Source organism: Pseudomonas sp. MAG002Y (assembly GCF_019400845.1).
GTDB classification, from domain to species: Bacteria; Pseudomonadota; Gammaproteobacteria; order Pseudomonadales; family Pseudomonadaceae; genus Chryseomonas; species Chryseomonas luteola.
The window spans coordinates 288,415-314,773 of the sequence record NZ_WOEJ01000001.1 but is presented as its reverse complement, the minus strand read 5'-3'; the positions used below and the strand labels follow the sequence as shown (position 1 = coordinate 314,773).

Below are 26,359 nucleotides of genomic sequence, written 5' to 3'. Positions count from 1 at the left end.
CTGGGTATGAGCACCCGTCATGCAGCGGTCGAACAGCATTCATGGCGGCTACATCAGCCGCAATCGGGCCTCGATCAGCTCGGGTGACAGCGGTTTGTCAAACAGATACCCCTGAACTTCGTCGCATTCATGGTCACGCAGGAATTTGAGCTGCTCTTCATTTTCCACCCCTTCGGCAATGACCGACAGGTTGAGGCTGTGGGCCATGGCAATGATGGCGCGCGCAATCTGGGCGTCCTGCTCTCCATGGGGCAAGCCATCCACAAAGCTGCGGTCGATCTTGAGAATGTCGATGGGAAGCTGCTTCAGGTAGTTAAGCGAGGAGTAGCCGGTTCCAAAGTCATCTACCGAAATGCATACACCCAGCTCTTTCAGGCTTTTGAGTGTCATCAGCGCATCATCCACGTTCTGCATGAGGATGCTTTCCGTGAGCTCAAGCTCAAGACAGGCGGGGGGTAAGCCCACTTCCTGCAGGATCTGGGCAATATGTTCGCCCAAGCGATTGTCGGCGAACTGTCGGGCCGAGAGGTTGACGGACACCTTTGGAATGCGAACCTTTTCATCATGCCAGACGCGCAGCTGGCGGCAGGCTTCCTTGATGACCCAATCCCCAACCTGAATGATCAAACCGGTTTCTTCGAGCACTGGAATGAAATCGACAGGTGAGACGTTGCCGCGGCGCGGGTTGCTCCAGCGGAGCAGGGCCTCAAGGCCGGTCAGCTGACCATTGGAGCACCGGTACTGCGGCTGGTAATGCAAAGTAAATTCATTTTGCAGCAAGGCGTGTCGCAGATCGGCTTCAAGCTCGATGCGCTCCAGCGCACGGGCGTTCATTTCCGCCTGGTAGAACTGGAAGTTGTTCTTGCCCATCTCCTTGGCGTGGTACATCGCCGTGTCCGCGTTTTTCATTAGCTGACTGAGTTCACTGCCATCCTGAGGCGATAGCGCGATCCCGATACTGGCGCTGACGAAAAACTCACGATTTTCCAGAATAAATGCTTCGGACAGGCTTTCCAGGATATTTTCGGCCACGCGGATAGCACAGGCCATGGCCTCCTCCCGACTACCTAGGTTGGCCAGCAGCAAGGTGAACTCATCGCCACCCATGCGAGCCACGCTATCCTCCGTTCCTACACAGGCGGTTAGGCGTACAGCTACCTCCTTGAGCATTCGGTCGCCAGCAGCATGCCCCAACGAATCGTTGATCGGCTTGAAACGATCCAAATCTAGGAACATCAGCACAACCCAGTTGGCATGGTGAACCGCCTGCTCCAATGCAGTGTGGAGGCGATCCTGGAACAGCGTGCGGTTTGGCAGGAGCGTCAGGGCATCGTAATAGGCCAGACGGTGAATATGTCGTTCACTGGCCTTGCGCTCACTGATATCCACGAAGAAACACACGAAGCTGACCAGATCACCTTCATCGTCGCGTACGCCGGTAATGCCGATCCAGGACGGGTACGGCTCACCATCCTTGCGCTTTTGCCACAGTTCACCTTCCCAGCTGCCCTGTACCGCCATATGGTTCATGATATGAGAGAGCTGATTGGCTTCCTGAAGGTCTGCACATAGCATGCGCGGTTGCTGGTCGATGACTTCCTCTGGCTCGTAACCGGTCATACGGGTGAACATCTGGTTGACGCGTACGATGTAACCGGCCGGATCAGTGACCAGAATGGCGGCTGCCGAGTGATCGAAAACGGTAGCGGCCATCCGCATGTCTTTTTCCGCGCGTCGCTGGGCAGTGATGTCCCGGCAGATGCCCAACAGCCCTTCGAAACGACCATGCTTGTCCCATAGCGTTTCCAGACGCATTTCCAGGCTTAACTTGTGCCCGTCGGCGTGGAGGCAGTCCAGGATAATGACCTGACTGGCTTCCTGATCTACCTCCGCCATCAGCTGAGCTGACCCAAGCGATCTACGCAGCTTTTTTATCCAGTCCCGCAGTTTCTTGAGTTGCTGGGAGTGCGTGGCCAGATCATAGGGGTTGAGCTGGTAAAGCGTTTCGAGTTTGTAGCCCAGAAGATTTTCAGCCGAAGGGCTTATGTAGTTGATAGCCAACTGTTGGTCCGTGCTGAAAATGATGTCGCTGATACTTTCCGCCAGCAGGCGATAGCGACGTTCCTGGTCACGCAGCAGATCATTGGCGTTGACCATCTCGGTGACATCCAGTGCAAGGCCGATGATCTGGCGCATCTGGCCCTGGCTGTCACGTTGAAACGCCTGCTCGCGCAGATCGAACCAGCACCAGTGGCCATCCTTGTGATGCCAGCGAACCAGGCAGTCGTTCACCTGGCCTTCCTGAATGATCTGCCGCATGGTGCGCAGGCGCTCGTACAACTCATGGTCATCTGGATGCAGGAGCGTGGTCAGGTAGTCCGGGCCCAACGCGTCCAGTTCGGCTTCGCTATAGCCGAGCTTGAGTCCCAGGGGATGGTTTTGATAAACAATGGTCTGGGTCTTGAGGTCATAGGTATAAAGCGTGTCCGGCGCCGCTTTGACCAAGTCGGACCAGAAGCGCTCCCGCTCGATCAGCGAGAGTTCGGTGCGTTTGCGCCGTGATACATCCGTTATGCTCAGCGGTACGGCCTCGTATCCCATTTCTGCCGGAGGAAGGTGGACAGAGAACCAGAGATGGCGATCACCTTGCGGTGTTATGAGGCGGCCTTCCACATCCAGGGTCTGCTGTCCTTCAGCCAGCGCGGCAATCATCTTCATGCGCTTGCCATGGGCGTTGGGTTTGCTATCGCCGATCAGGTTGGCCAGTGCCTGATCAATGGTCTTAATGCCTAGCAGGGTCAGCGCCATCTGATTCATTTCAGTGATGCGAATCAGGCCAAGCAGCTCGTGGCCCCGTGAAGGATTGATCTCAAGCCATTGATAGAACGTCCGGGCACTTGTGATGTGATGTGCTAGCAGGACCTGCTGCAGGCGGGAGAAGTCCAATACACAAATGCCGGTGTTGATGCCTTCGAAAATGCTCTGGTAGCGCTGGCGTGTACTTTCTATCGTCCGGAGCGCCTGCTGCTGCTCAGTGACGTCCCGCAGTATCCAGGCGCACCCGGTAAAGGCTGACGTATGATCTTCCAGTTCCTCCAGGGAACGATTCGAGCCTACGCCGTAGCGGCTGACGGCAAACAGTCTGCGCTGGCCGTCAGGTTGGGATAGCTCGACGATCCAATCCTTGTCGGCCTCTTGCGGAGTTGATAGGTCTAGTGCAGGGAGCAGACCCCTCAAGGTGTGCTGCTCCGCATCTGTCTGTTCGATGCCCAAAAGAAGGGAGGCTTTCCGGTTGAGGTAAAGCAGGCGGCCCTCTTCATAGGTGACCAGTACGCACTCATCTACCGCATTCAGGGCTTGCATCATCAGACGCAGGCTCTGCCGTGACGAGCGTGAGGAAAGATGAAAGCCGGATTGCTCCCGCTGCAGGCAGTACACCAGAAGGGACGCGCATAGGGTCAGCAACACAAACGTGGCAACTCGCCACAAAAACAGGGTTTTCCAGGTCAGGACCGAAGGGCTCAAATGGCTACGGAGCTGCCAGTTGGTGCCATCCAATGTGAGGGCAAAGGTCTGGCTGTCCGAAACGGCAGGCTCCTCAGGCATATCCCTGGCCAACGTGGCGCCGCTTGCCTTGTCTGTAATAGTCCAGATCAGTTCATGGGTGTGGTTTTTCAGCCTTTCCAGCCCTAGCCCGGCTTCGCCCGTGATCAGCCACCAGCCCTGATCGCTCTGGCTTTTCTGCCTGAGGAGCACATAGCTACCTTCGTGAGGCGTATAGCCGTAATAAAACGGTCTCGCCTCCAAACGTCGTAGGGCAGGGCTCAGGTAGTTTGGGTCGACTGCTGACGGAAATAAGGACGGGTCTTCAAGCGCGCCGGCTGGAACCCAATAGAGGTGGTTGGCCTTGGGATAGATAGCCTGCAACTGTGCCGGTAGCGCCTCGATGCCTGTCTCCGGCGTTACGTCATCAAGCTCTGCCGCCGCTTGGTGAGCAAGAAACGCAAGGGCTTGCTCGATATATTCGGCCTTTTGCAGGCTCTGCTCCCGAGCGAAGCTGCCCAGCATGGCACTTCGCTGATTCAGCTCCTTATGGAGTTGCCAGGACAATACACCCAGCAATAACAGAATCAGCCCAGCCAGCACCCACTTCAACATACGGAGTGCAGGAGAGCGCGTCAGCAGGTTTTGTAAGGGTAGGCCGGCAGAAGCTTTCACATCGGTTTTCCAAAAGAGTGCAGTTACAAGCGGCAACCGCACACGCTATAGACAGTCCTGTCACTGGGTGAGGCGCTCATGGAAGGTATCGTCATCATCCTGTCCACCATTACAAAAGAGAATTTGGGATATCCTTTGCGTTATCGCCCGCGGGGTGCAGATTCTTAAATGATTGTTTGGCTGTCGTCTGAAGCGATAACCTGCAATCCATCAAATAGTGTGTGAGGGACTTCGACAGCTTGGCTCAGTCCCGCCATACTATTCGCCTACTTTTGCATCAGTACCAAGGTTCATCCATGGCTCAATACGTTTACTCCATGCATCGGGTCAGCAAGATCGTGCCCCCGAAGCGAGAGATTTTGAAAGACATCTCCCTGTCCTTCTTTCCTGGCGCCAAGATCGGCGTGCTGGGCTTGAATGGTGCGGGTAAGTCTACCCTGTTGCGCATCATGGCCGGGGTCGATACGGAGATCGACGGCGAAGCTCGCCCGATGCCCGGTATCAACGTAGGTTATCTTCCGCAGGAGCCGCAGCTCGATCCGAGCAAGACGGTTCGGGACATTGTCGAAGAGGCCGTTGGTGCGATCAAGGACGCTCAGGATCGCCTGAACGAAGTATACGCCGCTTATGCCGAGCCGGATGCCGACTTTGATGCGCTGGCTGCCGAGCAGGCGCGTCTGGAAGCCATCATTCAGGCCTCTGACGGCCACAATCTCGAGCGGCAGCTGGAAGTGGCCGCCGACGCCCTGCGCCTGCCGCCATGGGATGCGAAGATCGAGCACCTGTCCGGTGGTGAAAAGCGTCGCGTGGCGCTGTGCCGTCTGCTGCTGTCTGCACCTGACATGCTGTTGCTCGACGAGCCTACCAACCACCTGGACGCCGATTCCGTTGCCTGGCTCGAGCACTTCCTGCACGACTTCGCTGGTACTGTCGTAGCCATCACGCATGACCGCTACTTCCTGGACAACGTGGCTGGCTGGATTCTCGAACTGGACCGTGGCCATGGTATCCCGTTCGAAGGTAACTACTCCGGCTGGCTGGAATCCAAAGCCAACCGTCTGGCGCAGGAAGCCAAGCAGGAAGCGGCTCACCAGAAGGCCATGAAAGCGGAACTGGAGTGGGTGCGCTCCGGTGCCAAGGCCCGTCAGTCCAAGTCCAAGGCTCGTCTGCAGCGTTTCGAGGAATTGCAATCTCAGGAATTCCAGAAGCGCAGCGAGACCAACGAGATCTACATCCCGGCTGGCCCGCGCCTGGGTGACAAGGTTATCGAGTTCCATAACGTCACCAAGGGCTACGGTGATCGCGTTCTGATCGATAATCTGAGCTTCAGTGTGCCCAAGGGCGCGATTGTTGGTGTGATCGGGGGTAACGGTGCCGGTAAATCCACACTGTTCCGCATGATCACCGGCAAAGAGCAGCCAGATTCGGGCACCATCGAGATCGGTGAAACCGTACAGATCGCCAGTGTCGATCAGAGTCGCGATAGCCTGGAAGGCAACAAGACCGTATGGGAGCAGGTCTCCGATGGTCTGGACATGATTCGCGTGGGTAACTATGAAGTGCCTTCCCGCGGCTATGTCGGTCGCTTCAACTTCAAGGGTGCCGATCAGCAGAAGTTCGTCAAGGACCTGTCCGGTGGTGAGCGTGGCCGCTTGCATATGGCGCTGACGCTAAAGCAGGGCGGTAACGTACTGCTGTTGGACGAACCGTCCAACGACCTCGACATCGAAACCCTGCGCGCACTGGAAGAAGCATTGCTGGACTTCCCGGGCACCGCCATCGTGATCTCGCACGATCGCTGGTTCCTCGACCGTATCGCCACTCATATCCTCTCCTACGAAGATAACTCTCAGGTGGTGTTCTTCGAAGGGAACTACACTGAGTACGAAGCGGATCGCAAGAAGCGTCTTGGCGATGCTGCCACGCAGCCCAAGCGGGTGAAGTACAAAAAGCTGAGCTGATCAGCCCTTTTGTACCCAAAGGCCGCCGCGTAATGCTGCGGCCTTTTTTATTTCTTGTGCTGAGTGGCCCGGAGAATGCTGTCTATGATTTCATCCGGAGACTGGCGAATATCAACCAGTAGCGCCTCTTGCTCACCGGGCGGCTCAAGTGTGTCGATCTGACTTTGTAGTAGCCGTGGATCGAAAAAGTGCCCGCGTCGATTGAGGATGCGCTCGCTGAGTACCTCGGCCGGTCCATTCAAAAAGACCAGAACGATCCCGTCGGTGGCGGTTTGCAGCCGTTCCCGGTACTGCTTCTTCAGGGCTGAGCAGGCAAATACCTGGGTTCGCTGATGGCGATGGGCATCCTGCATCGCAGTGCGAATGGCATCCAGCCACGGCCAGCGGTCCTCATCATCAAGAGGAATGCCCTTGGCCATTTTTTGCCGGTTGGCGTCGCTGTGGAACTCGTCGGCATCGGAAAACTGGCAGCCCAGACGCTGGGCCAGGCGTTCCCCTATAGTGGTTTTTCCACTGCCAGATACACCCATGATCAGATAAATCATTCATCCTCCACGATTGGGTTTCGATCCTTTAAGGGTAGTCGCTTCACCCGCAAGCGCCTCCCCGGATTCAGGGGGAGGTGCATCAGAAGATTTCCCGATGGTAAGTGTCGTCCCGATAGAGGCAGCTACAATACAGGCCAGCGCCGTCCATTGGCCGAGGGTCAATGTCTCGCCGAGAAAGATAAAGCCTGACAGGGCACCCAAGGCCGGTGACAGGCTCATCAAGGTGCCAAAGGTCTGGGTAGGCAACTTTGTCAGCGCCATCATTTCCAGAACGTAGGGGAGCGCGGAGGACATGACGGCGATTGCCAGAATGACTGGCAGTGTTTCCACCGCAAACAGACCGGGACCTGCCTCATAAAGTCCAAGTGGCAGAACTCCCAGTGCTGCGATGCTTGAGCCCAGCGCAACGGTGCTCGCACCATAGGCCGCCCCGGCTTTCTTGCCGAACACAATGTAGAGGGCCCAGCAGGCACCTGCCAGCAAGGCGAAAAACGCGCCCAGTAGATCTACACCGCTGGCAGCATGCCCGACCGGTAAAAGCAATACCAGCCCTAAAATAGCCAGGATGATCCAGACAAAATCGATCAGCCGGCGAGAGGCAATTATGGCGACAGCCAGGGGGCCTGTGAACTCAAGGGCGACTGCGATTCCAATGGGAATCCGCTGCATGGCCAGATAAATCGAAACATTCATGATGCCTAGGGCAATGCCATATACGACCAGAGATTTCCATGGCTTCCCTTTGCCAAGGACTTTCCACGGTCGAAGAACAGCTACAAGCAGCAGGGCGGAAAAGAGAAGGCGCAGCGCGGTTACACCAATCGGACCCAGGACAGGGAAAAGACTTTTGGCCAAGCTGGCGCTGCTTTGAAGAGAGATCATTGCCACCAGTAACAGGCAGACCGGTATGAGAGTAGCCAGGGGGCGAGCGTTTAGTTGAGACATTCTGCTAGTGCTTATCCGTTTTGATTGAGCAATAGCAGAATGGGAAAGCCAAAGCGAGCACTACTTAGTAGCGTCACGCCAGAGCGTCGGATGTTTCTGAGGTGCGTTCAATTGCTGTCTTTCTGTTCCTTGCTGTCGCCGCGCAGGGCCCGGGCCATTCCACGGCGTTTGCTGCGTTCCCAGTCCTCCTCGTGCTCACTCCAATGTTCTTCATAGTAGCGACGGGTCTGTTCGTTCTGAGCCGTGCTGGCACACTGGCGGTAGCCGTCCTCCCACCCCTGCGCGTAATAACGCTCCTGGTCATAGCGGGGGACGTTCTTATGGAGGGCCCCAATGCCATTTACCGCCTGTTTACCTGTCAGACACCCGTCGTGATAGCCATCGGCATAAGGAAGTGGATAACCCTTTGCAACCAACTGGTCATGGTAGCTCTCACAGCCGCTCAGCCCGGTAAGTAGCGTTACAGCCAATAACATTCTCATCCACATGGTCTTACTCCTGCGCAAACTTCGTCGCTGGCGCAGTACGAAGACCCTTGGATTGACTGCGCATAACCTGTTTCTTTTCCTGCTCCCTTCCCTTAAGCGTAGCCCCGGACTGGCGAGTCGGTGTTATTTCTGAAGTTAGGCACTTCCATGTCACAAATTCGTCAAAACGGTGTGACCGCTTCGTGTGCCATGATGACCGGGTAGGCAGTGCCATGCCTTGCTCTTATCCGGCTCGCAACGCCAGAATGCGGACAGATATGTCCGAACGACACAAGGATTTCCGATGCATGATCCTGTAGCTGCCGGCCTGCGCCTGGCACCTGACGAATTGACCAGTCCCTTTGATCCCGCCCAGCTGTCCTTTAGTACTACCGATGAGCTAGACCCATTCCGGGGTATTCTCGGGCAGGAGCGCGCTGTAGAGGCCCTGCAGTTTGGTGTGGCGATGCCACGTCCAGGCTATAACGTATATGTCATGGGAGAGCCGGGAACGGGACGGTTTTCCTTCGTGCAACGGTTCCTGAAAGCGGAAGGCAAGCGCTTGCCTACGCCCTCGGACTGGGCCTACCTGAACAATTTCGAAGAGCTGCGCGAGCCCCGTGCTGTCGAGCTGACCCCAGGCAATGGCGATGACTTCATCGCTGATATCGAGCAGCTGATCGATAACCTGCTCTCCACATTTCCAGCCGTGTTCGAGCATCCTGCCTATCAGCAGAAAAAGAGCGCCATCGATCGAGCCTTCAACCAGCGCTACGACCAGGCGCTGGATGCGGTAGAACGTGCAGCGTTGGAAAAAAGCGTAGCGCTCTACCGCGACAGTACCAATATTGCCTTTACGCCCATGAAGGAGGGCAAGGCCCTGGATGAGGCTGAATTCGCCCAGTTGCCTGAAGCAGAGCGCGAACAGTTCCATGCCGATATATCCTCACTAGAGGAGCGGCTCAATGAGGAGCTTGCCAGTCTGCCGCAATGGCGTCGCGAATCCAGCAATGAGCTGCGCCGCCTGAATGAAGAGACCATCACGTTGGCTCTCCAGCCGCTGCTGGCTCCGCTGGTTGAGAAATACAATGACAACCCGGGTGTGTGTGCCTATTTGCAGGCCATGCAGGTCGACCTGCTTAAAACGGTGGTCGATCTGCTGATCGACGATGCCAAAACGGACACACAGCGCCGTAAGGATCTGAAAGAGCAATACCTGCCCAATCTGGTTATTGGGCACCATGCAACCAGTGGTGCACCGGTCATTTTCGAGCCCCATCCCACCTACGACAATCTGTTCGGTCGCATCGAGTACAGCTCTGATCAAGGCGCGCTCTACACCAGCTACCGACAGTTGCGTCCAGGGGCACTGCACCGGGCCAACGGCGGCTTTCTGATCGTCGAGGCGGAAAAACTGCTTACCGAACCCTTTGTCTGGGATGCCCTGAAGCGTGCCCTGCATTCACGTCAGCTCAAGATGGAGTCGCCGCTGGCTGATCTTGGTCGCTTTGCGACCGTCAGCCTGACGCCCCAGGTTATTCCACTAAACATCAAGGTCATTATCATTGGCTCACGGCAGCTCTATTACACCCTTCAGGAGCTCGACTCGGAGTTCCAGGAGATGTTTCGTGTGCTGGTGGACTTTGATGAAGAGATTCCGCTGCGTGACGACAGTCTCGAGCAGTTTGCACAGCTCCTTAAAACACGGACCTCCGAAGAGGGCATGGCGCCCCTGACCGCAACGGCAGTTGCGCGTCTTGCCACTTACAGTGCTCGTCTGGCAGAGCATCAGGGGCGATTGTCGGCTCGAATCGGTGATCTATTCCAACTGGTCAGCGAGGCGGATTTCATTCGCCAGCTGGCAGGCGACGAAGTGACCGATCGAGGCCACGTAGAGCGTGCCTTGAAAGCCAAGGAAACCCGTACAGGTCGTGTCTCGGCCCGTGTGCTGGACGACATCATGGCGGGTCAGATCCTGATTGATACAGAAGGCGCCGCAGTCGGTAAATGCAACGGCCTAACCGTCCTTGAGGTAGCAGACTCGGCCTTTGGTATGCCAGCGCGTATCTCCGCTACGGTCTATCCCGGCGCCAGTGGCATTCTCGATATCGAGCGAGAGGTCAGTCTTGGGCAGCCGATCCACTCCAAGGGTGTGATGATCCTGACAGGCTATCTGGGAAGTCGCTACGCCCAAGAATTCCCTTTGGCCATTTCTGCCAGTATTGCCCTTGAGCAGTCCTATGGCTATGTGGATGGTGATAGCGCCTCTCTGGGAGAAGCCTGCACCTTGATTTCCGCGCTTTCACGTACGCCGTTGAAGCAGTGTTTTGCCATAACCGGCTCCATTAATCAGTTTGGTGAGGTGCAGCCTGTTGGCGGCGTCAACGAAAAAATCGAAGGCTTCTTCCGCCTATGTGCTGCACGCGGCCTCACCGGCGAGCAAGGTGTGATCATTCCTAGGGCCAATGTAATCAACCTCATGCTTGATGAGCGCGTGGTAGAGGCGGTTAGAGAGGGGCGCTTCCACATCTATGCCGTTCGTCAGGCAGACGAAGCGCTAAGCCTTCTGGTCGGTGAGCCGGCAGGTGCACCAGACGCACAAGGACGTTTTCCTGAGGGCAGCGTGAATGCTCGGGTTGTCGAGCGGCTTAAAGACATCGCTGAACTTGAGATAGAAGATGAACTGGCCGACAAATTGAAAGATAAGAGCAAAAAGGACACGCACGACGAGAACTGAGTACATAGCGGTCAGGTCGGAAGAATGAGAGATGTGCCATGGCTTGCGGGTCATGGCACACCGCAGCTGGCTTGCGCTGCTGAAGTTCGTTATCGCTCCTCGATAACTCCTCGGGCACGACAGGCTTATTAGAAAAAACAGATCGAGGAAGATGCCATGCCGCGCAGCATCACTCTAATTCGTCCTTGCCTGGGTCTTGTTACCCGTATCGAATGTGAAGTCAAACCACTGGCTCATCAGCCAGGAATGTGGACTTTACTGTGTGCTGCTGGCCTAACGGGTCAGCATCCAACGGCGATCAAAGCGCAAGGGCCTTTTCACGGACCGGTTGTCGCTGAGGCAGTCATGGCAGCGATTGCCGAGAATCTGCAGGAACAAGGCTATGTTCCTGCGTTTGATCCACAGATCTGGCGCTTGCACATTCAAGGTGAACTCCGTCGAATGAACGGAGAACGTGCACAACCTGTCATGAAGTACCAAGCTCGACCCGAGCTGTGAGCAAATTGGCCCAAAAGGGTTGGGCCTCTCATGATTTGCCATGATTTGTACCGTTCCAGGCGTTTGTCGGGGCGGTATGCGCCGGTATACTCGCCGGATCACTTGTCATGAGCGAGTTACATGGAACGCTTTTTCGAAAATGCTATGTATGCTGCCCGCTGGCTGCTGGCACCTATCTATTTTGGTCTTTCGCTAGCCCTGGTCATGCTGGCCATCAAGTTTTTCCAGGAAATCTTTCATTTACTCCCGCATATATTCGAACAAACTGAAGCAGATCTGATCCTGTTGGTCCTGTCGCTGATCGATATGGCTCTGGTGGGCGGTTTGCTAGTCATGGTCATGCTGTCAGGCTACGAGAACTTTGTGTCTCAACTTGAATTGGGAGATGACAAGGAAAAACTCAGTTGGCTCGGCAAAATGGATTCCAGTTCATTGAAGAACAAGGTCGCCGCTTCCATTGTTGCGATTTCATCGATTCACTTGCTGCGAATCTTCATGGACGCAAAAAATGTCGATACCACCTATCTGAAATGGTACGTGATCATTCACCTGACCTTCGTGCTCTCGGCATTTGCCATGGGTTATCTAGACAAGCTCACCAAGCATGACCATTAACGGGTCGTAAGAGGTCAAGACAGTTGTTAGCCGTGCTGGCAGCTACTTTCCCGGAGGCGCTATGAGACTCGAAGAGTTAAAGGCATTAGCCCAGGCAGGTCGCATTCAGGAACTCAACCTTCTATCGCTGGAAGGAGGGTTCTATATCCTTGACATACTCGGCGTAGAGACTCGCAGCTGCCTTCAGGAAAACGATGGCAAGACCATGCACCTGCGCTCGCCCGGCCATGCCCAGCATGTGCTCAGGGAGATACCGGAGCTTCCCTTCTACCTTGTGCAGTATTCTCCCTATGACGAAATGGTAGGCGCTGCGCCGCGTAGCGAGGCGCCTTTAAAGACGCGCCTTGGTTTCAACCGTAACGGTGAAGCAAGCGTTTGAGCCTGAGCGGTAGCTCAAAGAGAGACAGTATCACCCGTCATTTACCTGCCGCATGCACGCCGAGCCTTGCAGTCGTCTGTGTTAGGCTGGGCGTTTTGTAGCCGAGGTAACTAATGAGCGAACTCAATCTGGACACGCATGAAAGTCGTGTGAGCTACGGCATTGGCCGTCAACTGGGCGATCAGCTTCGTCAGAATCCGGTACCTGGCATGTCTCTTGAGGCTGTGCTGGCGGGTTTGTCGGATGCCTACACCGAGCAAGACAGTCGTGTGTCGGTTGATGATCTGAATGACAGCTTTAAACACATTCGCGAGCGTATGCAGGCTGAAGCGCAGGCCAAGGCTGCTGCAGCCGCAGAAACCGGTGCCGCCTACCTGCTGGAAAACGCCAAGCGCGACGGCGTTGTGCTGTTGCCTTCTGGCCTTCAGTACGAAGTGCTGGTTGAAGGGCAGGGCGACAAGCCTAGCCGCCAGAGTCATGTGCGTACCCATTACCATGGCACCCTGATCGACGGCAGCGTCTTTGACAGCTCTTATGAACGTGGCCAGCCTGCCGAATTTCCCGTCGGTGGCGTCATTGCAGGCTGGACCGAAGCGTTGCAGCTGATGAATGTAGGCAGCAAATGGCGCCTAACCGTGCCGAGTGAGCTGGCTTATGGCGCTCAAGGTGTTGGCAGTATCCCGCCCCATAGCGTACTGGTCTTCGACGTAGAGCTGCTCGAGATTCTCTGAGTCTTAGGGCTGACCGCAAGACCAGCTTAGCCAAAGCTCTGCTGACTGCTGTCCTCCGGCCGCAAGGCGCGTGCATAGCAGAACAGAAAGAGTTGGCGGACCTGTTCCTTTTGGCGAGCAGGTTCGCTGCTGCTCAAACTTTGCACATCAAGCTCGCCCATCTCCCACAATTCATTCAATGCGTCTTCATCTAGTACAACGCATACCTGTCCAGTCTCGCGATTGAGTATGCGAAGGTAGGGGTGTGGGCGGTCCAGCCAGGCATCGATCAAATAAGTCATGACATATCCCTCCATATCGGGTGTATGAATGAGAATAATTCTTGTTATTGATTAATCAAGGGTTAATCCGAATTTTTCTGGCCAAGGCGACCAGCAGCACAAAACAGACATAAAAAAACGCCACGTGCCTGACGGCAGGTGGCGTTCTTTTTGGTTGCTATATCAGTGCGTACGCGCTACTGCAAATTGGCTTAGCTCGATGAGCGCATCACGGTGAGCGCTGTCAGGCAGGCTTTCCAGGCAGGCAATGGCCCGCTCGGCATAGTCACGTGCCAGATTGGCGGTGTAGTCAAGCGCGCCGGCGGCTTCGACTGCAGTGCGAATACCCTCCAGGTCCTTGCTGCCACCTTGCTGGATGGCCTTGCGAACCAGGGTCGCCTGTTCCTCGGTGCCTTCTCGCATGGTTACGATCAGGGGAAGGGTAGGCTTACCCTCTGCCAGGTCATCACCCACATTCTTGCCTAGCGTCGTAGCGTCGCCGCGGTAATCCAGCAGGTCATCGACCAGCTGGAAGGCGATACCAAGATAATCCCCAAACTGCCGAAGGGACTCTGCCTGCGCACTTGAGGCGCCACACAGGGCCGCAGCACTGTGTGTTGACGCTTCGAACAGCATGGCGGTCTTACCCCGAATGACCTCCATATAGATCTCTTCGGTTGTGCTGGCGTCACGGACCTTGGAAAGCTGTAGCACTTCCCCTTCGGCAATAACGCGTGTTGCCTGGGAGATAATGCGCATGACCTCCATGGAGCCCAGCTCGACCATCATCTCGAAGGAGCGGGCATAGAGAAAATCACCCACCAGCACGCTAGGGGCATTACCCCAAAGGGCATTGGCCGTTGAGCGTCCGCGACGTAGACCTGAGGCATCGACAACGTCATCGTGCAGCAGGGTTGAGGTGTGCAGGAACTCGATGGTGGCTGCAAGTAGCCGAATCGGGTAATCGCTATGGCCCAATGCATTTCCAGTCAGCAGGACCAGGAGGGGACGTAGGCGTTTCCCGCCAGCGGAGACGATGTAGTCTCCGATTTTTTCGACCAGGGGCACGCGGGAGGTGAGTTGTCGGCGAATGATGCCATCGACTGCGGCGAAATCATCAGCCACCACGCGATAAAAGGCCTGGGGTTGCGTCATGTAGGGCGTATCCAAGTGCGGTGCGTTGTTACAGCACAGTGCGCGCCGGGGCGGAGCGCTGGGCGCGTAACCTGCCGGGGCTCCAATAGGGTTGCGCGGCATGCTAGGGGGGAGGGGTGGCACTGTCAAGGCAGAGTAGTGCAGCCCTTGCTACATTATCCCTTCTTGCGTAGAATTGCTGGCCCTGAAATCCCAAGGGTTAACCCCCTGTCTTACGCAATTGCCTGGGCGTCTATCCACCCCATGCAGCCATGCCGGTCAATCACTCTTTTTATAAAGCACCGGGTGAGCAGGTTAAACGGAGATATTCCATGTACGCAGTAATCGTTACCGGTGGCAAGCAGCACAAAGTCACCGAAGGTGAATTCCTGAAGGTCGAGAAGCTCGACATCGCAACTGGCGAAACCGTGACTTTTGATCGCGTTCTGCTGGTTGGCAACGGCGATGACGTCAAGATCGGTCTGCCGGTAGTTGATGGCGCCAAAGTAACTGCTGAAGTAGTTGCTCAGGGTCGTCACGACAAGGTCAGCATCATCAAATTCCGTCGTCGTAAGCATCACATGAAGCGTCAGGGCCACCGTCAGTGGTTCACTGAAATCAAAATCACCGGCATTCAGGCCTGATTGCCTTTTCGGAGAATTGACACATGGCACACAAAAAAGCTGGCGGTTCCACCCGCAACGGTCGCGATTCAGAATCTAAACGCCTTGGCGTGAAGCTGTTCGGCGGCCAGGTTGTTAAAGCAGGTAACATCATCGTGCGTCAGCGCGGTACTCAGTTCCACCCCGGTTACGGCGTTGGTCTGGGCAAGGATCACACTCTGTTCGCTAAAGTCGACGGCGTGATCAAGTTCGAAGTGAAGGGCGCCTTCGGCCGTCGCTATGTAAGCGTCGTTGCTGCCTAAGCGCAGATTCACCGAAAAAGCCCTGTCTTAACGACGGGGCTTTTTTGTTTCTGTATTCTATTCTTTTCCAGTTATTTTCAGTCGGCCCGCTCCGGCGGGAGGTTTTAATGAAGTTTGTCGACGAAGTTTCCATTCACGTGCAAGCCGGCGATGGCGGTAATGGCATGATGAGTTTCCGCCGGGAAAAGTTCATCGAGAAAGGTGGGCCGAACGGTGGTGATGGTGGTGACGGTGGCTCTGTATGGTTGGAGGCCAACGTCAACCTCAATACCCTGGTGGATTATCGGTACACCCGCCGTTTCCAGGCGCAGCGTGGCGAAAACGGTGGCAGTACGGATTGTACGGGTGCCAAGGGTGAAGATCTGGTTCTCCAAGTGCCTGTAGGTACGACTGTTATCGATGCGGGCACCCAGGAAGTGATTGGCGATCTGACCCAGCCGGGACAGCGTCTGCGTGTAGCGCAAGGCGGCTGGCACGGGTTGGGTAACACGCGCTTCAAGTCCAGTACCAACCGTGCTCCCCGCCAGACCACCAAAGGTAAGCCTGGTGAGGCGCGTGATCTCAAGCTTGAGTTGAAGGTCTTGGCAGACGTAGGTCTGCTTGGTCTGCCAAATGCTGGCAAGAGTACATTTATCCGGGCGGTGTCGGCAGCCAAGCCCAAAGTGGCGGACTACCCTTTTACAACGTTGGTGCCTAATCTGGGTGTTGTGAGTGTGGGGCGCCTCAAGAGCTTTGTTGTGGCGGATATTCCCGGTTTGATCGAAGGCGCTTCCGAAGGTGCAGGGCTGGGGATTCGCTTCCTCAAGCACTTGGCGCGTACACGCCTGTTATTGCATCTGGTCGATATGGCGCCGCTGGATGAAAGCGATCCGGCTGATGCGGCTGAGACGATTCTCAATGAGTTGAACAAGTTCAGTCCGGCGCTGATGGAGCGTGACCGCTGGCTGGTTCTGAATAAGGCTGACCAGATCCTGGATGAGGAAGAGCGTGATGCTCGGGTCAAGGCTGTCGTTGAGCGTCTGAGCTGGGAAGGGCCTGTCTTTGTGATCTCGGCCCTGGAGCGTAACGGCACCGAAGCGTTGTGTCAGGCTATCATGCGCTATCTGGATGAGCGTGCCGAGCGTATCGCTGAAGATCCAGCCTTTGCTGAGGCGGTGCAGGAGCTGGATCAGCAGATCGAGGATGAGGCCCGTGCTCGCCTACAGGCGTTGGACGATGCGCGTGCGCTGCGTCGTGCTGGCATAAAGAGCGTCGATGATGAAAGTCTCGACGATGACTTCGATGATGATGACGAAGACGATGGTGAAGGACCAGAGATCATCTATGTCAGATAAAGAGCTTTCGATACGCGATCGGGTGACTCGCTCCGAGCGTTGGGTGGTAAAGATTGGCAGTGCCTTGCTGACGGATGATGGGCGCTGCCTTGATGGCCGTGCCATGTCGGGCTGGGTCGAGCAGATGGTTGCTCTGCATCGTGCGGGTGTTGAGCTTGTCCTCGTATCCTCTGGCGCAGTGGCGGCAGGCATGAGTCGATTGGGCTGGGCTTCGCGGCCCAGTGCCATTCACGAGTTGCAGGCTGCTGCGGCTGTTGGTCAGATGGGCTTGGTTCAGGCATGGGAGTCCAGTTTTGCCGAGCATGATGTGCAAACGGCACAGGTGCTGCTTACCCATGATGACTTGTCCGACCGAAAGCGTTATCTGAATGCTCGAAGCACCCTTCGAACCCTGGTTGAGTTGGGGGTGGTGCCTGTCATCAATGAAAACGATACGGTCGTTACGGATGAGATCCGTTTTGGTGACAACGATACATTGGCTGCTCTGGTGGCAAACCTGGTTGAGGCGGATCTGTTGGTTATCCTGACGGATCGTGATGGCATGTTCGATGCCGATCCGCGACATAATCCTGAAGCCGCGCTAATCAGCGAGGCTCGTGCAGACGATCCTGCGCTGGATGCGGTGGCTGGTGGCTCTGCAGGGGCGTTGGGGCGTGGTGGTATGCAGACAAAGCTGCGTGCGGCTCGTCTGGCAGCTCGCTCTGGTGCCTGTACGGTTATCGTAGGTGGGCGCATTGAGCGCGTACTGAGCCGGTTGCGTGAGGGTGAGCGGCTGGGTACGTTGCTTTCCCCTGAGCGGGGCTTGGTGGCGGCTCGCAAGCAATGGCTGGCAGGTCATCTTCAAATGCGTGGCGCATTGGTGCTGGACGCGGGGGCGGTAAAGGCCCTTACTGAAGACCATAAGAGTCTCTTGCCTGTAGGTGTTAAAGCGATAGAAGGCAGTTTCCGTCGTGGTGAGATGGTGGCGTGTGTGGGGCCTGACGGAAATGAAGTGGCGCGCGGACTGGTAAATTACAGTGCTGCCGAGGCACAGAAGATCATGGGACAGTCCTCAGAGTTCATTGGTCAGGCGCTTGGGTATGTCTACGAGCCTGAACTTGTTCATCGAGACAATATGGTGCTGGTGTAACGTCACCCGCATGAAGCACGGCGCCGATGGGCGCCGTTTTTATGCCTGAAAACGCAGGCAATAAAAAACCGGCTTTCGCCGGTTTTTTATTGCAAGCTAAGCCTTAAGCGGCAGCAGCTTGGCTCATAGCCTTGATATGGGCATTCAGGCGGCCTTTGTGACGAGCAGCCTTGTTCTTGTGAATGATGCCCTTGTCGGCCATGCGATCAATCACAGGTACTGCAGCGGCGTAGGCAGCTTGTGCTTTTTCCAGATCTTTAGCGTCGATCGCTTTAACTACGTTCTTGATGTAAGTACGAACCATTGAACGCAGGCTAGCATTGTGGCTGCGACGCTTCTCAGCCTGTTTGGCGCGTTTTTTGGCGGAAGGTGTGTTTGCCACCGTCGAGCTCCTCGAAAAACTGGGGGGGTACCACGCAAATAAGGCCGCGAATCATGCCGATGTGTTAATCGATTGTCAAGGTTATAAAGACGGCTGGACGAGTGGTTGGTAACAACTGCATCTGTACGTGCTTTATCTGTTTGATCGTCCTACACTCGCGGGCTTGCCTATGAGGCATCTTCTTGAGGCTTGGAGACACACTGGCCCTGTCATCGGTATGTATAGAATCCAAACGCATGAACCTTCTTAAATCGCTAGCTGCGGTTAGCTCAATGACGCTTGTTTCCCGGGTGTTGGGCTTTATTCGCGATACCATCGTAGCACGTATTTTTGGCGCAGGGATCGCCACTGATGCTTTCTTCGTAGCGTTCAAGCTGCCGAATCTGTTGCGGCGCATCTTTGCAGAGGGCGCATTCTCCCAGGCGTTTGTCCCGATTCTGGCAGAATACAAGAGCCAGCGCGGAGAAGAGGCGACCCGAACCTTTATCGCCTACGTATCAGGCCTGCTGACGCTGGTCCTGGCGATTGTGACCCTGGTGGGCATGGTAGCTGCGCCCTGGGTTATCTGGATTACCGCCCCTGGCTTTAGCGATACGCCTGAAAAGTTTGCGCTGACCACTTCACTTCTTCGCGTAACCTTTCCGTATATTCTGTTGATTTCCCTGTCATCGCTTGCCGGTGCAGTGCTCAACACGTGGAACCGGTTCTCCGTCCCGGCGTTTGTGCCCACGCTCCTAAACGTCAGCATGATCTTTTTTGCTGTCTTCCTGACGCCATACTTTGATCCACCGGTCATGGTGCTTGGATGGGCTGTACTGGCGGGCGGTTTTCTACAGCTGGTGTACCAGCTGCCACACTTGAAAAAAATTGGCATGCTTGTGCTGCCTCGCCTCAATCTACGGGACAGCGGAGTCTGGCGGGTATTGAGGCAAATGATCCCGGCCATTATCGGAGTGTCGGTTAGCCAGATTTCCCTGATCATCAACACCATCTTTGCCTCTTTTCTGGCTGCCGGTTCGGTTTCATGGATGTATTACGCCGACCGCTTGATGGAGCTGCCTTCCGGTGTTCTGGGTGTTGCGCTTGGTACTATCCTTTTGCCGGCGCTAGCCAAGACTTATGCCAAGGATGATCGGCACGAATACTCCCGCCTTTTGGATTGGGGGCTTAGGCTCTGCTTTCTTTTGGTTCTGCCGTGCTCGTTGGCGCTAGCGATTCTGTCCGAGCCGCTGACTATTTCCCTGTTCCAGTACGGTCGTTTTACGGCTCATGATGCACAAATGACCCAGCATGCCTTGATCGCCTATTCGGTAGGTTTGGTCGGAATCATTTTGGTCAAGGTACTGGCCCCCGGGTTTTATGCTCGACAGAACATCAAGACGCCTGTTCGGATCGCTATTTTCACATTGGTAATAACCCAGCTCATGAACCTGGCCTTTATTGGTCCGCTTCAGCATGTAGGTCTGGCCTTGGCGATCGGGCTGGCCGCCTGTATCAACGCAGGTCTTCTTTATTGGCAGTTGAGAAAGCACAAGCTTTTCGAGCCGCAGCCCGGATGGACCTTGTTCCTGATCAAGCTAGTGGTTGCGGTTGTGGTCATGTCGACCGTACTTCTAGGGCTGCTTTATGTCATGCCCGCATGGGATCAGGGCAATATGCTGGCGCGCTTTTCACGGCTTGGGCTAGTCGTTGCTGCTGGAGTGATCGCTTATTTTGGCGTGTTGGCGGCATTTGGATTTCGTATCAAAGACTTCACGAAAAAAGCGTTGGCATGACCAATGGTTTGATGTTCATGGGCAAGCTTGTCAGTGACTGCCTGTTGTCTGCGGGCAAGCGTGCGTATAATCGTAGAATTTGCAAATAGAACGCGTGCTATGCAGCTGGTTCGAGGCCTTCATAATCTCAGTCCCCTGCCGCAGGGCTGTGTTGCCACCATAGGCAATTTCGACGGAGTACACCTGGGACATCAGGCGATTCTGGCTCGTCTGCATGAACGAGCAATAGAGCTCAGAGTGCCTAGTTGTGTAGTTATATTCGAGCCGCAGCCGCGTGAGTACTTTGCGCCTGAACAAGCTCCAGTGCGGTTGACGCGCCTTCGCGAGAAGCTGGAGTTACTATCCAGGGCAGGCGTAGACCGTGTTGTGTGTCTGGCCTTCAACCGTCGACTGCGCGAGCTTTCAGCACGAGCCTTTATCGATCAGGTGCTTATCCAGGGATTGGGCATCAAGCACCTTGAGGTCGGGGATGACTTCCGCTTTGGCTGTGACCGTGCTGGCGACTTTGATTTTCTGGTCGATGCAGGGCGGATCAACGGGTTTACGGTTGAGGCCGCTACAACGGTCGAGTTGGATGGCATGAGAATAAGCAGTACGCGCATTCGAGAAGCGTTGGCTTCGGGGGATCTGTCTCTTGCAAATCGAATGCTGGGACGCCCCTATACCTTATCTGGGCGTGTACTGCATGGACAGAAGCTTGCTCGCCAATTAGGCTGGCCTACTGCTAATGTTCAGCTGAAGCGCCGTCTGCCACCCATGAAAGGGGTTTATCTGGTCAACGTGGATATTCATGGCCAGATCCGGGGAGGCGTTGCAAATATTGGTCTTCGTCCTACTGTAAAAGGCGATGGCCGTCCCCATCTTGAAGTACATCTTCTCGAATATGCTGGCGATCTGTATGGTCAGCATCTGACTGTTGTTTTTCACCGCAAGCTGCGAGACGAGCAGCGTTTCGCCTCTCTGGAGGCATTGAAGGCGGCGATTGATGCCGATGTCGCCGCCGCCCGAGCTTATTGGCTGGGCCAACCGCTTGATGAGATCTGAAGAGCCCGAAATGACCGATTACAAAGCCACGCTTAACCTTCCAGCTACCGATTTCCCCATGAAAGCCGGCTTGCCGCAACGCGAGCCTGAAACCCTCAAGTACTGGAATGGTATTGGTCTCTACCAAAAGCTGCGCGAAATTGGCAAAGGGCGTCCTACCTTTATCCTTCATGATGGCCCGCCCTATGCCAACGGCAATATTCATATTGGTCATGCGGTCAACAAGATCATCAAGGACATTATTGTCCGCTCCAAAACCCTGTCGGGTTATGACGCACCCTATGTTCCCGGCTGGGATTGCCATGGCCTGCCTATCGAACACAAGGTTGAGATCACCCACGGCAAGAATCTGCCAGCCGACAAAACCCGCGAACTCTGCCGTGCCTATGCGGCTGAGCAGGTAGAAGGGCAGAAAGCCGACTTCATCCGCTTGGGTGTGTTGGGTGAGTGGGATAATCCCTACAAAACCATGGATTATGCCAACGAGGCGGGAGAAATCCGTGCATTGGCTGAAATGGTTCGTAAAGGCTTTGTATTCAAGGGTCTGAAGCCGGTCAACTGGTGCTTCGATTGCGGTTCTGCATTGGCCGAAGCTGAAGTGGAATACGCGGACAAGCAGTCCATGACGATCGATGTAGCCTTCCCCAGCGCCGAGGATGACAAGCTTGCTGCTGCCTTCGGTCTGGAAACGCTGCCCAAGAAAGCCTATATCGTCATCTGGACTACCACACCCTGGACCATCCCGGCCAACCAGGCGCTTAATGTGCATCCCGAGTTTGACTATGCACTGGTAGACGTAGGCGACAAGCTGCTTCTGCTGGCTGAGGAGCTGGTCGAGAGCTGCCTTGCGCGGTACTCGCTGGAAGGACAGGTCATCGCGACGGCTAAGGGTGAAGCGCTGGAGCTGATCGCTTTCAATCATCCTTTCTACGATCGCCGTTCGCCCATTTACCTTGCTGACTATGTTGAACTGGGTGCTGGTACGGGTATTGTGCACAGTGCGCCTGCTTACGGTGAGGATGACTTCCGGTCCTGCAAGCGCTACGGCATGACCAACGATGACATTCTGAGTCCCGTGCAGAGCAACGGCGTTTATGTCGAGTCGTTGCCCTTCTTTGGTGGCCAGTTCATCTGGAAAGCCAATCCCGCCATTGTCGAGAAGCTGCGCGAAGTCGGCTGCCTGATGGCCAGCGAGAATATCACTCACAGCTACATGCATTGCTGGCGTCACAAAACCCCACTGATCTACCGTGCGACCGCGCAGTGGTTTGTGGGCATGGACAAGCAGCCAGTAGAGGGCGGCACCCTTCGTGAGCGTGCCTTGGCAGGCATCGAGCAGACCCAGTTTGTGCCCGCCTGGGGACAGGCCCGTCTGCATGGCATGATTGCCGGTCGGCCTGACTGGTGTATCTCGCGTCAGCGTACCTGGGGTGTCCCGATTCCATTCTTCCTGCATAAGGAAAGCGGAGAGCTGCATCCTCGCACGGTAGAGTTGATGGAAGAGGTTGCTCAGCGCGTTGAGCAGGCCGGTATCGAGGCGTGGTTCAAGCTGGATGCTGCCGAGTTGCTGGGTGATGAAGCCCCCCAGTATGAAAAAATCGCTGATACGTTGGACGTCTGGTTTGACTCGGGCACTACCCATTGGCATGTGCTACGTGGTTCGCATCAGCTGGGCCATGATCAGGGGCCGGTTGCTGACCTGTATCTGGAAGGCTCCGACCAGCATCGTGGTTGGTTCCACTCATCGCTGCTGACTGGTTGTGCCATCGACGACCACCCACCCTACAAAGCATTGCTCACGCACGGGTTTACCGTAGATGAGAATGGCCGCAAGATGTCCAAATCGCTGGGCAACGTGATTGCACCGCAGCAGGTGACGGATACGCTGGGCGCTGACATTTTGCGCCTATGGGTTTCGGCGACTGACTACTCGGGTGAAATGGCGGTTTCCCAACAGATCCTGCAGCGCTCGGCTGACTCTTATCGCCGTATCCGCAATACTGCACGTTTCCTCCTTTCCAACCTGAACGGCTTCGATCCTGAGCAGCATCTGCTGGCATCGGAAGACATGATCGCTATTGATCGCTGGGCTGTGGATCGCGCGCTCCTGTTGCAACATGAGCTTGAGGAAGCCTACAACGAGTATCGTTTCTGGAACGTGTACCAGAAAGTGCACAATTTCTGTGTGCATGAACTGGGTGGCTTCTATCTCGACATCATCAAGGATCGCCAGTACACCACGGGCACTGACAGCCGCGCTCGCCGTTCCTGCCAAACAGCCATGTTCCATATTGCGGAAGCACTGGTTCGCTGGATTGCGCCTATCTTGGCCTTCACTGCCGAGGAAATCTGGCAATACCTGCCAGGCAAGCGCAACGAGTCTGTCATGCTTAATACCTGGTATGACCAGTTGACCGAGCTGCCAGCTGACACTGAGCTTGATCGCGCATTCTGGGATCAGGTGATGGCGGTCAAGGCTGCTGTCAACAAAGAGCTGGAAAACCAGCGTAACGCCAAGACAATCGGCGGCAACCTTCAGGCAGAAATCACGCTGTTCGTTGACGGCCCGCTGAGTGCGGTACTGAAGAAACTGGGTGAAGACCTGCGCTTTATCCTGATCACTTCTCGGGTCGAGGTTGCAACGTTTGACGAGGCGCCTGACGAAGCGGTAGAGAGCGAGGTGGTAGGTCTCAAACTTCTGGTTCGCAAATCAGGCAGCACCAAGTGTGCCCGTTGCTGGCACCATCGTGATGACGTAGGAATTGATCCCAACCACCCTGAAATCTGTGGCCGTTGCGTCAGTAACGTCTTTGGCAATGGTGAGGTACGCCGCTATGCCTGAGGCAGGCCGTTTTGGCCGTCTGGCCTGGTTATGGTTGAGTGTGGTCGTCGTTGTGTTGGATCAACTGAGCAAGGCTTATTTTGAAGGGCAGCTCAGTCTGTATCAGCGCATCGAGGTGATCCCTGATCTGTTCAGCTGGACGCTCGCCTATAACACAGGCGCAGCGTTCAGCTTTCTGGCGGATCATTCCGGTTGGCAGCGTTGGCTTTTTGCTGCGATTGCCATTGCAGTCAGCATTACCCTGGTAGTCTGGCTCAAGCGGTTGGGACGCAACGATACCTGGATTGCTATTGCCCTGGCGCTGATCCTTGGCGGCGCTATCGGTAACCTGTACGACCGTATCGTGTTGGGGCACGTTATTGATTTCGTCCTTGTACATTGGCGGGAACATCTGTTTCCCGCTTTCAACTTGGCAGACAGCGCCATTACCGTAGGTGCCATCATGCTTGCCCTGGATATGTTCCGTACCAAAAAGACAGGAGAAGCCCATGTCTGAGATAACGGTTGGTCCGGAAACGCGCGTAACGCTCAATTTCGCGATCAAGCTGGAAAACGGCGATATTGTTGACACAACCTTTGACAAGGCGCCTGCAACGTTCAGGGTAGGGGACGGCAATCTCCTGCCTGGCTTCGAGCAAGCGTTGTTCGGCTTGCCTGAGGGCGCGCGTAGTAGCCTGACGATTCTGCCTGAGCAGGGGTTTGGTCAGCCAAACCCGCAAAATCTGCAGCAGATGCCTCGAGACGATTTCGAGAATATGGACTTGTCCGAAGGGTTGCTGATTATCTTTACCGATGCGGCAGGAGGCGAAATGCCCGGCATCGTTAAATCCTTCGATGATCATGCGGTGATTATAGATTTCAACCACCCGCTTGCTGGGCGCACGTTGACGTTCGAAGTCGAAATTATCGCCATTGAGCCGGTTGTTGCCCATTGAGGCCTGCTCAGTAGCAGACGCTGAGCGAAAGGAATTCAACATGCAAATCAAATTAGCCAACCCTCGCGGATTTTGCGCAGGGGTTGATCGCGCAATCGATATCGTCAATCGCGCGCTTGATGTGTTCGGCCCGCCGATCTATGTCCGACATGAAGTGGTGCATAACAAGTTCGTCGTAGAAAACCTGCGCAACCGTGGCGCTGTTTTTGTCGAAGAGCTGGATCAGGTGCCTGATGACGTTATCGTGATCTTCAGCGCCCATGGCGTTTCGCAGGCGGTACGCAAGGAAGCTGAAAACAGAGGGCTCAAAGTTTTTGATGCTACGTGTCCGCTGGTGACCAAGGTTCACATGGAAGTAGCCAAATACAGCCGTGACGGCCGCGAATGCATTCTGATTGGCCATGAAGGCCATCCGGAAGTAGAGGGCACTATGGGCCAGTACGATACGCGTAATGGCGGATCGATCTACCTTGTAGAAGACGAGGAAGACGTTGCGGCGCTTCAGGTCCGCAACCCTGACTCGCTAGCTTTCGTTACTCAGACTACGCTGTCTATGGACGACACAAGCAAGGTCATCGATGCCTTGCGCGGCAAGTTTCCGAACATTGGCGGCCCACGCAAAGACGATATTTGCTACGCCACTCAGAACCGCCAGGACGCGGTTAAAACACTAGCAACTGAGTCTGACATCGTTCTAGTCGTTGGAAGTCCTAATAGCTCCAATTCCAACCGTCTGCGTGAGCTATCCGAGCGTATGGGAACCCCAGCCTACCTTATTGATGGTGCGGAAGATCTCAAGCAGGAGTGGTTCAGCGGGGTAGGGCGAATTGGTATTACAGCAGGCGCGTCAGCTCCTGAGATTCTGGTCAAAGGCGTTATTGACCAGCTGAAAGCTTGGGGCGCGAGCGAGGGGCTGGAGCTTGAAGGCCAGCCGGAGAATATTACGTTCTCGCTGCCGAAGGAGCTTAGAGTAAAAGCTATATAATGTTTAAAACCGCCTTTGAAGACTCAAGGGCGGTAGTCGTTCTTTCACTTCTTATTTTATCGTCGCCAACACTCAGTCGAAGTTCCTGTCGCTGCTTGTCCTCTTACACCTGTGTTTGTAATCGTTAATGTTCCACAACGATCACTTGCCATCACCTTTCCGGCAACCGGCACCGCTTGTAGTGTGAAACTACTTTTAGTTACCAAACTTAGCTCTAGATTGTAAACGGCATTTCCATCTCTTGGAGAGGTTGTAAACGGTAAAGCCGGAGCTGTTCCGTCCGAATTGGAATACATTCCAGTTGAGGTGTAATTTCTTTCCATAAATTGCACAAGCTCCATTAAAGAAGCTTGTGCAGCTGTTCTGTTTGTTTTACGTATATGCTCGGTGTAAGACGGATAAGCTATTGCTGCAAGTATTCCAATAATAGCAACTACTACCATTACCTCGATTAAAGTAAAACCACGCTGAATAGTGCGGCGAGGGACAGTTTTGCCTAATCGCATTTTGCTCAT

General features: G+C 55.2%; 24 protein-coding genes. 16 read left to right on the top strand and 8 right to left on the bottom strand.

What is annotated here, in order from left to right; translation table 11 throughout:
• Positions 1-48: 48 nt before the first annotated feature.
• Positions 49-4,218 carry an EAL domain-containing protein gene (locus GM154_RS01470; protein ID WP_219650725.1) on the bottom strand — a complete coding sequence of 1,390 codons (4,170 nt, stop codon included), beginning with the start codon at positions 4,216-4,218 and terminating at the stop codon, positions 49-51.
• A gap of 296 nt (positions 4,219-4,514) precedes the next feature.
• On the opposite strand from GM154_RS01470, the gene ettA reads away from it, so the two are divergent.
• Positions 4,515-6,179 carry an energy-dependent translational throttle protein EttA gene (gene ettA, locus GM154_RS01465; protein ID WP_010797164.1) on the top strand — a complete coding sequence of 555 codons (1,665 nt, stop codon included), beginning with the start codon at positions 4,515-4,517 and terminating at the stop codon, positions 6,177-6,179.
• Positions 6,180-6,226: 47 nt separating this feature from the next.
• On the opposite strand, the gene GM154_RS01460 is transcribed toward ettA, so the two are convergent.
• The 3 genes from GM154_RS01460 to GM154_RS01450 form a co-directional block, all read right to left on the bottom strand.
• Entirely contained in the window at positions 6,227-6,724 is a 498-nt protein-coding gene (locus GM154_RS01460) for a gluconokinase (RefSeq protein ID WP_010797165.1), read from the bottom strand.
• A complete protein-coding gene (gene rhtA, locus GM154_RS01455; protein ID WP_208825563.1) occupies positions 6,725-7,672 on the bottom strand; it encodes a threonine/homoserine exporter RhtA in 948 nt (315 codons plus the stop codon). It abuts the gene before it with no gap.
• 107 nt (positions 7,673-7,779) lie between these two features.
• A complete protein-coding gene (locus tag GM154_RS01450; RefSeq protein ID WP_074822907.1) occupies positions 7,780-8,160 on the bottom strand; it encodes a hypothetical protein in 381 nt (126 codons plus the stop codon).
• A 283-nt stretch (positions 8,161-8,443) separates the two neighbouring features.
• Between GM154_RS01450 and GM154_RS01445 the strand changes: the two genes are divergently transcribed.
• The 5 genes from GM154_RS01445 (at position 8,444) to GM154_RS01425 (ending at position 13,099) form a co-directional block, all read left to right on the top strand.
• A complete protein-coding gene (locus GM154_RS01445; RefSeq protein ID WP_010797168.1) occupies positions 8,444-10,876 on the top strand; it encodes a Lon protease family protein in 2,433 nt (810 codons plus the stop codon).
• Positions 10,877-11,032: 156 nt separating this feature from the next.
• Positions 11,033-11,374: a hypothetical protein gene (locus GM154_RS01440; RefSeq protein ID WP_219650718.1), complete on the top strand. Its 342-nt coding sequence runs from the start codon at positions 11,033-11,035 to the stop codon at positions 11,372-11,374.
• Positions 11,375-11,494: 120 nt separating this feature from the next.
• Positions 11,495-11,989 carry a TIGR00645 family protein gene (locus GM154_RS01435; protein WP_010797170.1) on the top strand — a complete coding sequence of 165 codons (495 nt, stop codon included), beginning with the start codon at positions 11,495-11,497 and terminating at the stop codon, positions 11,987-11,989.
• A gap of 61 nt (positions 11,990-12,050) precedes the next feature.
• Positions 12,051-12,368 (top strand): DUF6482 family protein, encoded by a 318-nt coding sequence (locus GM154_RS01430; protein WP_010797171.1) that lies wholly within the window; start codon positions 12,051-12,053, stop codon positions 12,366-12,368.
• Between the two features lie 113 nt (positions 12,369-12,481).
• On the top strand, positions 12,482-13,099 hold the full coding sequence (locus GM154_RS01425; protein ID WP_122043387.1) for an FKBP-type peptidyl-prolyl cis-trans isomerase: 618 nt from the start codon (positions 12,482-12,484) through the stop codon (positions 13,097-13,099).
• 26 nt (positions 13,100-13,125) lie between these two features.
• Here the strand turns inward: GM154_RS01425 and GM154_RS01420 are convergent, their stop codons facing one another.
• Both GM154_RS01420 and GM154_RS01415 read right to left on the bottom strand, forming a co-directional pair.
• Entirely contained in the window at positions 13,126-13,380 is a 255-nt protein-coding gene (locus GM154_RS01420; RefSeq protein ID WP_010797173.1) for a hypothetical protein, read from the bottom strand.
• Positions 13,381-13,542: 162 nt separating this feature from the next.
• A complete protein-coding gene (locus GM154_RS01415) occupies positions 13,543-14,514 on the bottom strand; it encodes a polyprenyl synthetase family protein (RefSeq protein WP_150347975.1) in 972 nt (323 codons plus the stop codon).
• Positions 14,515-14,825: 311 nt separating this feature from the next.
• Between GM154_RS01415 and rplU the strand changes: the two genes are divergently transcribed.
• The 4 genes from rplU (at position 14,826) to proB (ending at position 17,881) form a co-directional block, all read left to right on the top strand.
• Complete coding sequence (rplU, locus tag GM154_RS01410) at positions 14,826-15,137, top strand: 50S ribosomal protein L21 (protein ID WP_010797175.1); 312 nt, start codon at positions 14,826-14,828, stop codon at positions 15,135-15,137.
• Positions 15,138-15,160: 23 nt separating this feature from the next.
• Positions 15,161-15,418 carry a 50S ribosomal protein L27 gene (gene rpmA, locus GM154_RS01405; RefSeq protein WP_010797176.1) on the top strand — a complete coding sequence of 86 codons (258 nt, stop codon included), beginning with the start codon at positions 15,161-15,163 and terminating at the stop codon, positions 15,416-15,418.
• 107 nt (positions 15,419-15,525) lie between these two features.
• Positions 15,526-16,752: an Obg family GTPase CgtA gene (cgtA, locus tag GM154_RS01400; protein WP_219650717.1), complete on the top strand. Its 1,227-nt coding sequence runs from the start codon at positions 15,526-15,528 to the stop codon at positions 16,750-16,752.
• Between the two features lie 10 nt (positions 16,753-16,762).
• Positions 16,763-17,881, top strand: a complete 1,119-nt coding sequence (proB, locus tag GM154_RS01395) for a glutamate 5-kinase (protein WP_219650940.1) — start codon at positions 16,763-16,765, stop codon at positions 17,879-17,881.
• A gap of 103 nt (positions 17,882-17,984) precedes the next feature.
• Here the strand turns inward: proB and rpsT are convergent, their stop codons facing one another.
• Complete coding sequence (gene rpsT / locus GM154_RS01390; protein ID WP_010797179.1) at positions 17,985-18,263, bottom strand: 30S ribosomal protein S20; 279 nt, start codon at positions 18,261-18,263, stop codon at positions 17,985-17,987.
• Between the two features lie 236 nt (positions 18,264-18,499).
• Here rpsT and murJ point away from each other — a divergent pair, with 236 nt between their 5' ends.
• The 6 genes from murJ (at position 18,500) to ispH (ending at position 25,844) form a co-directional block, all read left to right on the top strand.
• Positions 18,500-20,038, top strand: a complete 1,539-nt coding sequence (gene murJ, locus GM154_RS01385) for a murein biosynthesis integral membrane protein MurJ (protein ID WP_026004125.1) — start codon at positions 18,500-18,502, stop codon at positions 20,036-20,038.
• Positions 20,039-20,137: 99 nt separating this feature from the next.
• The gene (ribF, locus tag GM154_RS01380) at positions 20,138-21,082 is read left to right on the top strand and encodes a bifunctional riboflavin kinase/FAD synthetase (RefSeq protein ID WP_010797181.1); all 945 of its coding nucleotides are present in this window, start codon (positions 20,138-20,140) and stop codon (positions 21,080-21,082) included.
• A gap of 10 nt (positions 21,083-21,092) precedes the next feature.
• A complete protein-coding gene (gene ileS, locus GM154_RS01375; RefSeq protein ID WP_219650716.1) occupies positions 21,093-23,924 on the top strand; it encodes an isoleucine--tRNA ligase in 2,832 nt (943 codons plus the stop codon).
• On the top strand, positions 23,917-24,420 hold the full coding sequence (gene lspA, locus GM154_RS01370) for a signal peptidase II (protein ID WP_010797183.1): 504 nt from the start codon (positions 23,917-23,919) through the stop codon (positions 24,418-24,420). The genes ileS and lspA overlap by 8 nt, the downstream gene beginning before the upstream one ends.
• Positions 24,413-24,859, top strand: coding sequence for a peptidylprolyl isomerase (locus GM154_RS01365; RefSeq protein WP_010797184.1), 447 nt, complete (start codon positions 24,413-24,415; stop codon positions 24,857-24,859). Before lspA ends, GM154_RS01365 begins: the two co-directional genes overlap by 8 nt.
• Before the next feature lie 40 nt (positions 24,860-24,899).
• Complete coding sequence (gene ispH, locus GM154_RS01360; RefSeq protein ID WP_219650715.1) at positions 24,900-25,844, top strand: 4-hydroxy-3-methylbut-2-enyl diphosphate reductase; 945 nt, start codon at positions 24,900-24,902, stop codon at positions 25,842-25,844.
• A 56-nt stretch (positions 25,845-25,900) separates the two neighbouring features.
• Here ispH and GM154_RS01355 read toward each other — a convergent pair whose 3' ends face one another.
• Positions 25,901-26,359 (bottom strand): type IV pilin protein, encoded by a 459-nt coding sequence (locus GM154_RS01355; protein WP_308460584.1) that lies wholly within the window; start codon positions 26,357-26,359, stop codon positions 25,901-25,903.

Coding starts and splice junctions, on each gene's coding strand:
- GM154_RS01355 (WP_308460584.1), bottom strand. CDS start 26,359: ATGAGCAAAATGCGATTAGGCAAAACTGTCCCTCGCCGCACTATTCAG.
- GM154_RS01425 (WP_122043387.1), top strand. CDS start 12,482: ATGAGCGAACTCAATCTGGACACGCATGAAAGTCGTGTGAGCTACGGC.
- GM154_RS01430 (WP_010797171.1), top strand. CDS start 12,051: ATGAGACTCGAAGAGTTAAAGGCATTAGCCCAGGCAGGTCGCATTCAG.
- GM154_RS01420 (WP_010797173.1), bottom strand. CDS start 13,380: ATGACTTATTTGATCGATGCCTGGCTGGACCGCCCACACCCCTACCTT.
- GM154_RS01440 (WP_219650718.1), top strand. CDS start 11,033: ATGCCGCGCAGCATCACTCTAATTCGTCCTTGCCTGGGTCTTGTTACC.
- GM154_RS01445 (WP_010797168.1), top strand. CDS start 8,444: ATGCATGATCCTGTAGCTGCCGGCCTGCGCCTGGCACCTGACGAATTG.
- rplU (WP_010797175.1), top strand. CDS start 14,826: ATGTACGCAGTAATCGTTACCGGTGGCAAGCAGCACAAAGTCACCGAA.
- ispH (WP_219650715.1), top strand. CDS start 24,900: ATGCAAATCAAATTAGCCAACCCTCGCGGATTTTGCGCAGGGGTTGAT.
- ileS (WP_219650716.1), top strand. CDS start 21,093: ATGACCGATTACAAAGCCACGCTTAACCTTCCAGCTACCGATTTCCCC.
- ettA (WP_010797164.1), top strand. CDS start 4,515: ATGGCTCAATACGTTTACTCCATGCATCGGGTCAGCAAGATCGTGCCC.
- GM154_RS01365 (WP_010797184.1), top strand. CDS start 24,413: ATGTCTGAGATAACGGTTGGTCCGGAAACGCGCGTAACGCTCAATTTC.
- lspA (WP_010797183.1), top strand. CDS start 23,917: ATGCCTGAGGCAGGCCGTTTTGGCCGTCTGGCCTGGTTATGGTTGAGT.
- GM154_RS01460 (WP_010797165.1), bottom strand. CDS start 6,724: ATGATTTATCTGATCATGGGTGTATCTGGCAGTGGAAAAACCACTATA.
- murJ (WP_026004125.1), top strand. CDS start 18,500: ATGAACCTTCTTAAATCGCTAGCTGCGGTTAGCTCAATGACGCTTGTT.
- rhtA (WP_208825563.1), bottom strand. CDS start 7,672: ATGTCTCAACTAAACGCTCGCCCCCTGGCTACTCTCATACCGGTCTGC.
- GM154_RS01435 (WP_010797170.1), top strand. CDS start 11,495: ATGGAACGCTTTTTCGAAAATGCTATGTATGCTGCCCGCTGGCTGCTG.
- GM154_RS01415 (WP_150347975.1), bottom strand. CDS start 14,514: ATGACGCAACCCCAGGCCTTTTATCGCGTGGTGGCTGATGATTTCGCC.
- cgtA (WP_219650717.1), top strand. CDS start 15,526: ATGAAGTTTGTCGACGAAGTTTCCATTCACGTGCAAGCCGGCGATGGC.
- ribF (WP_010797181.1), top strand. CDS start 20,138: ATGCAGCTGGTTCGAGGCCTTCATAATCTCAGTCCCCTGCCGCAGGGC.
- GM154_RS01450 (WP_074822907.1), bottom strand. CDS start 8,160: ATGTGGATGAGAATGTTATTGGCTGTAACGCTACTTACCGGGCTGAGC.
- rpmA (WP_010797176.1), top strand. CDS start 15,161: ATGGCACACAAAAAAGCTGGCGGTTCCACCCGCAACGGTCGCGATTCA.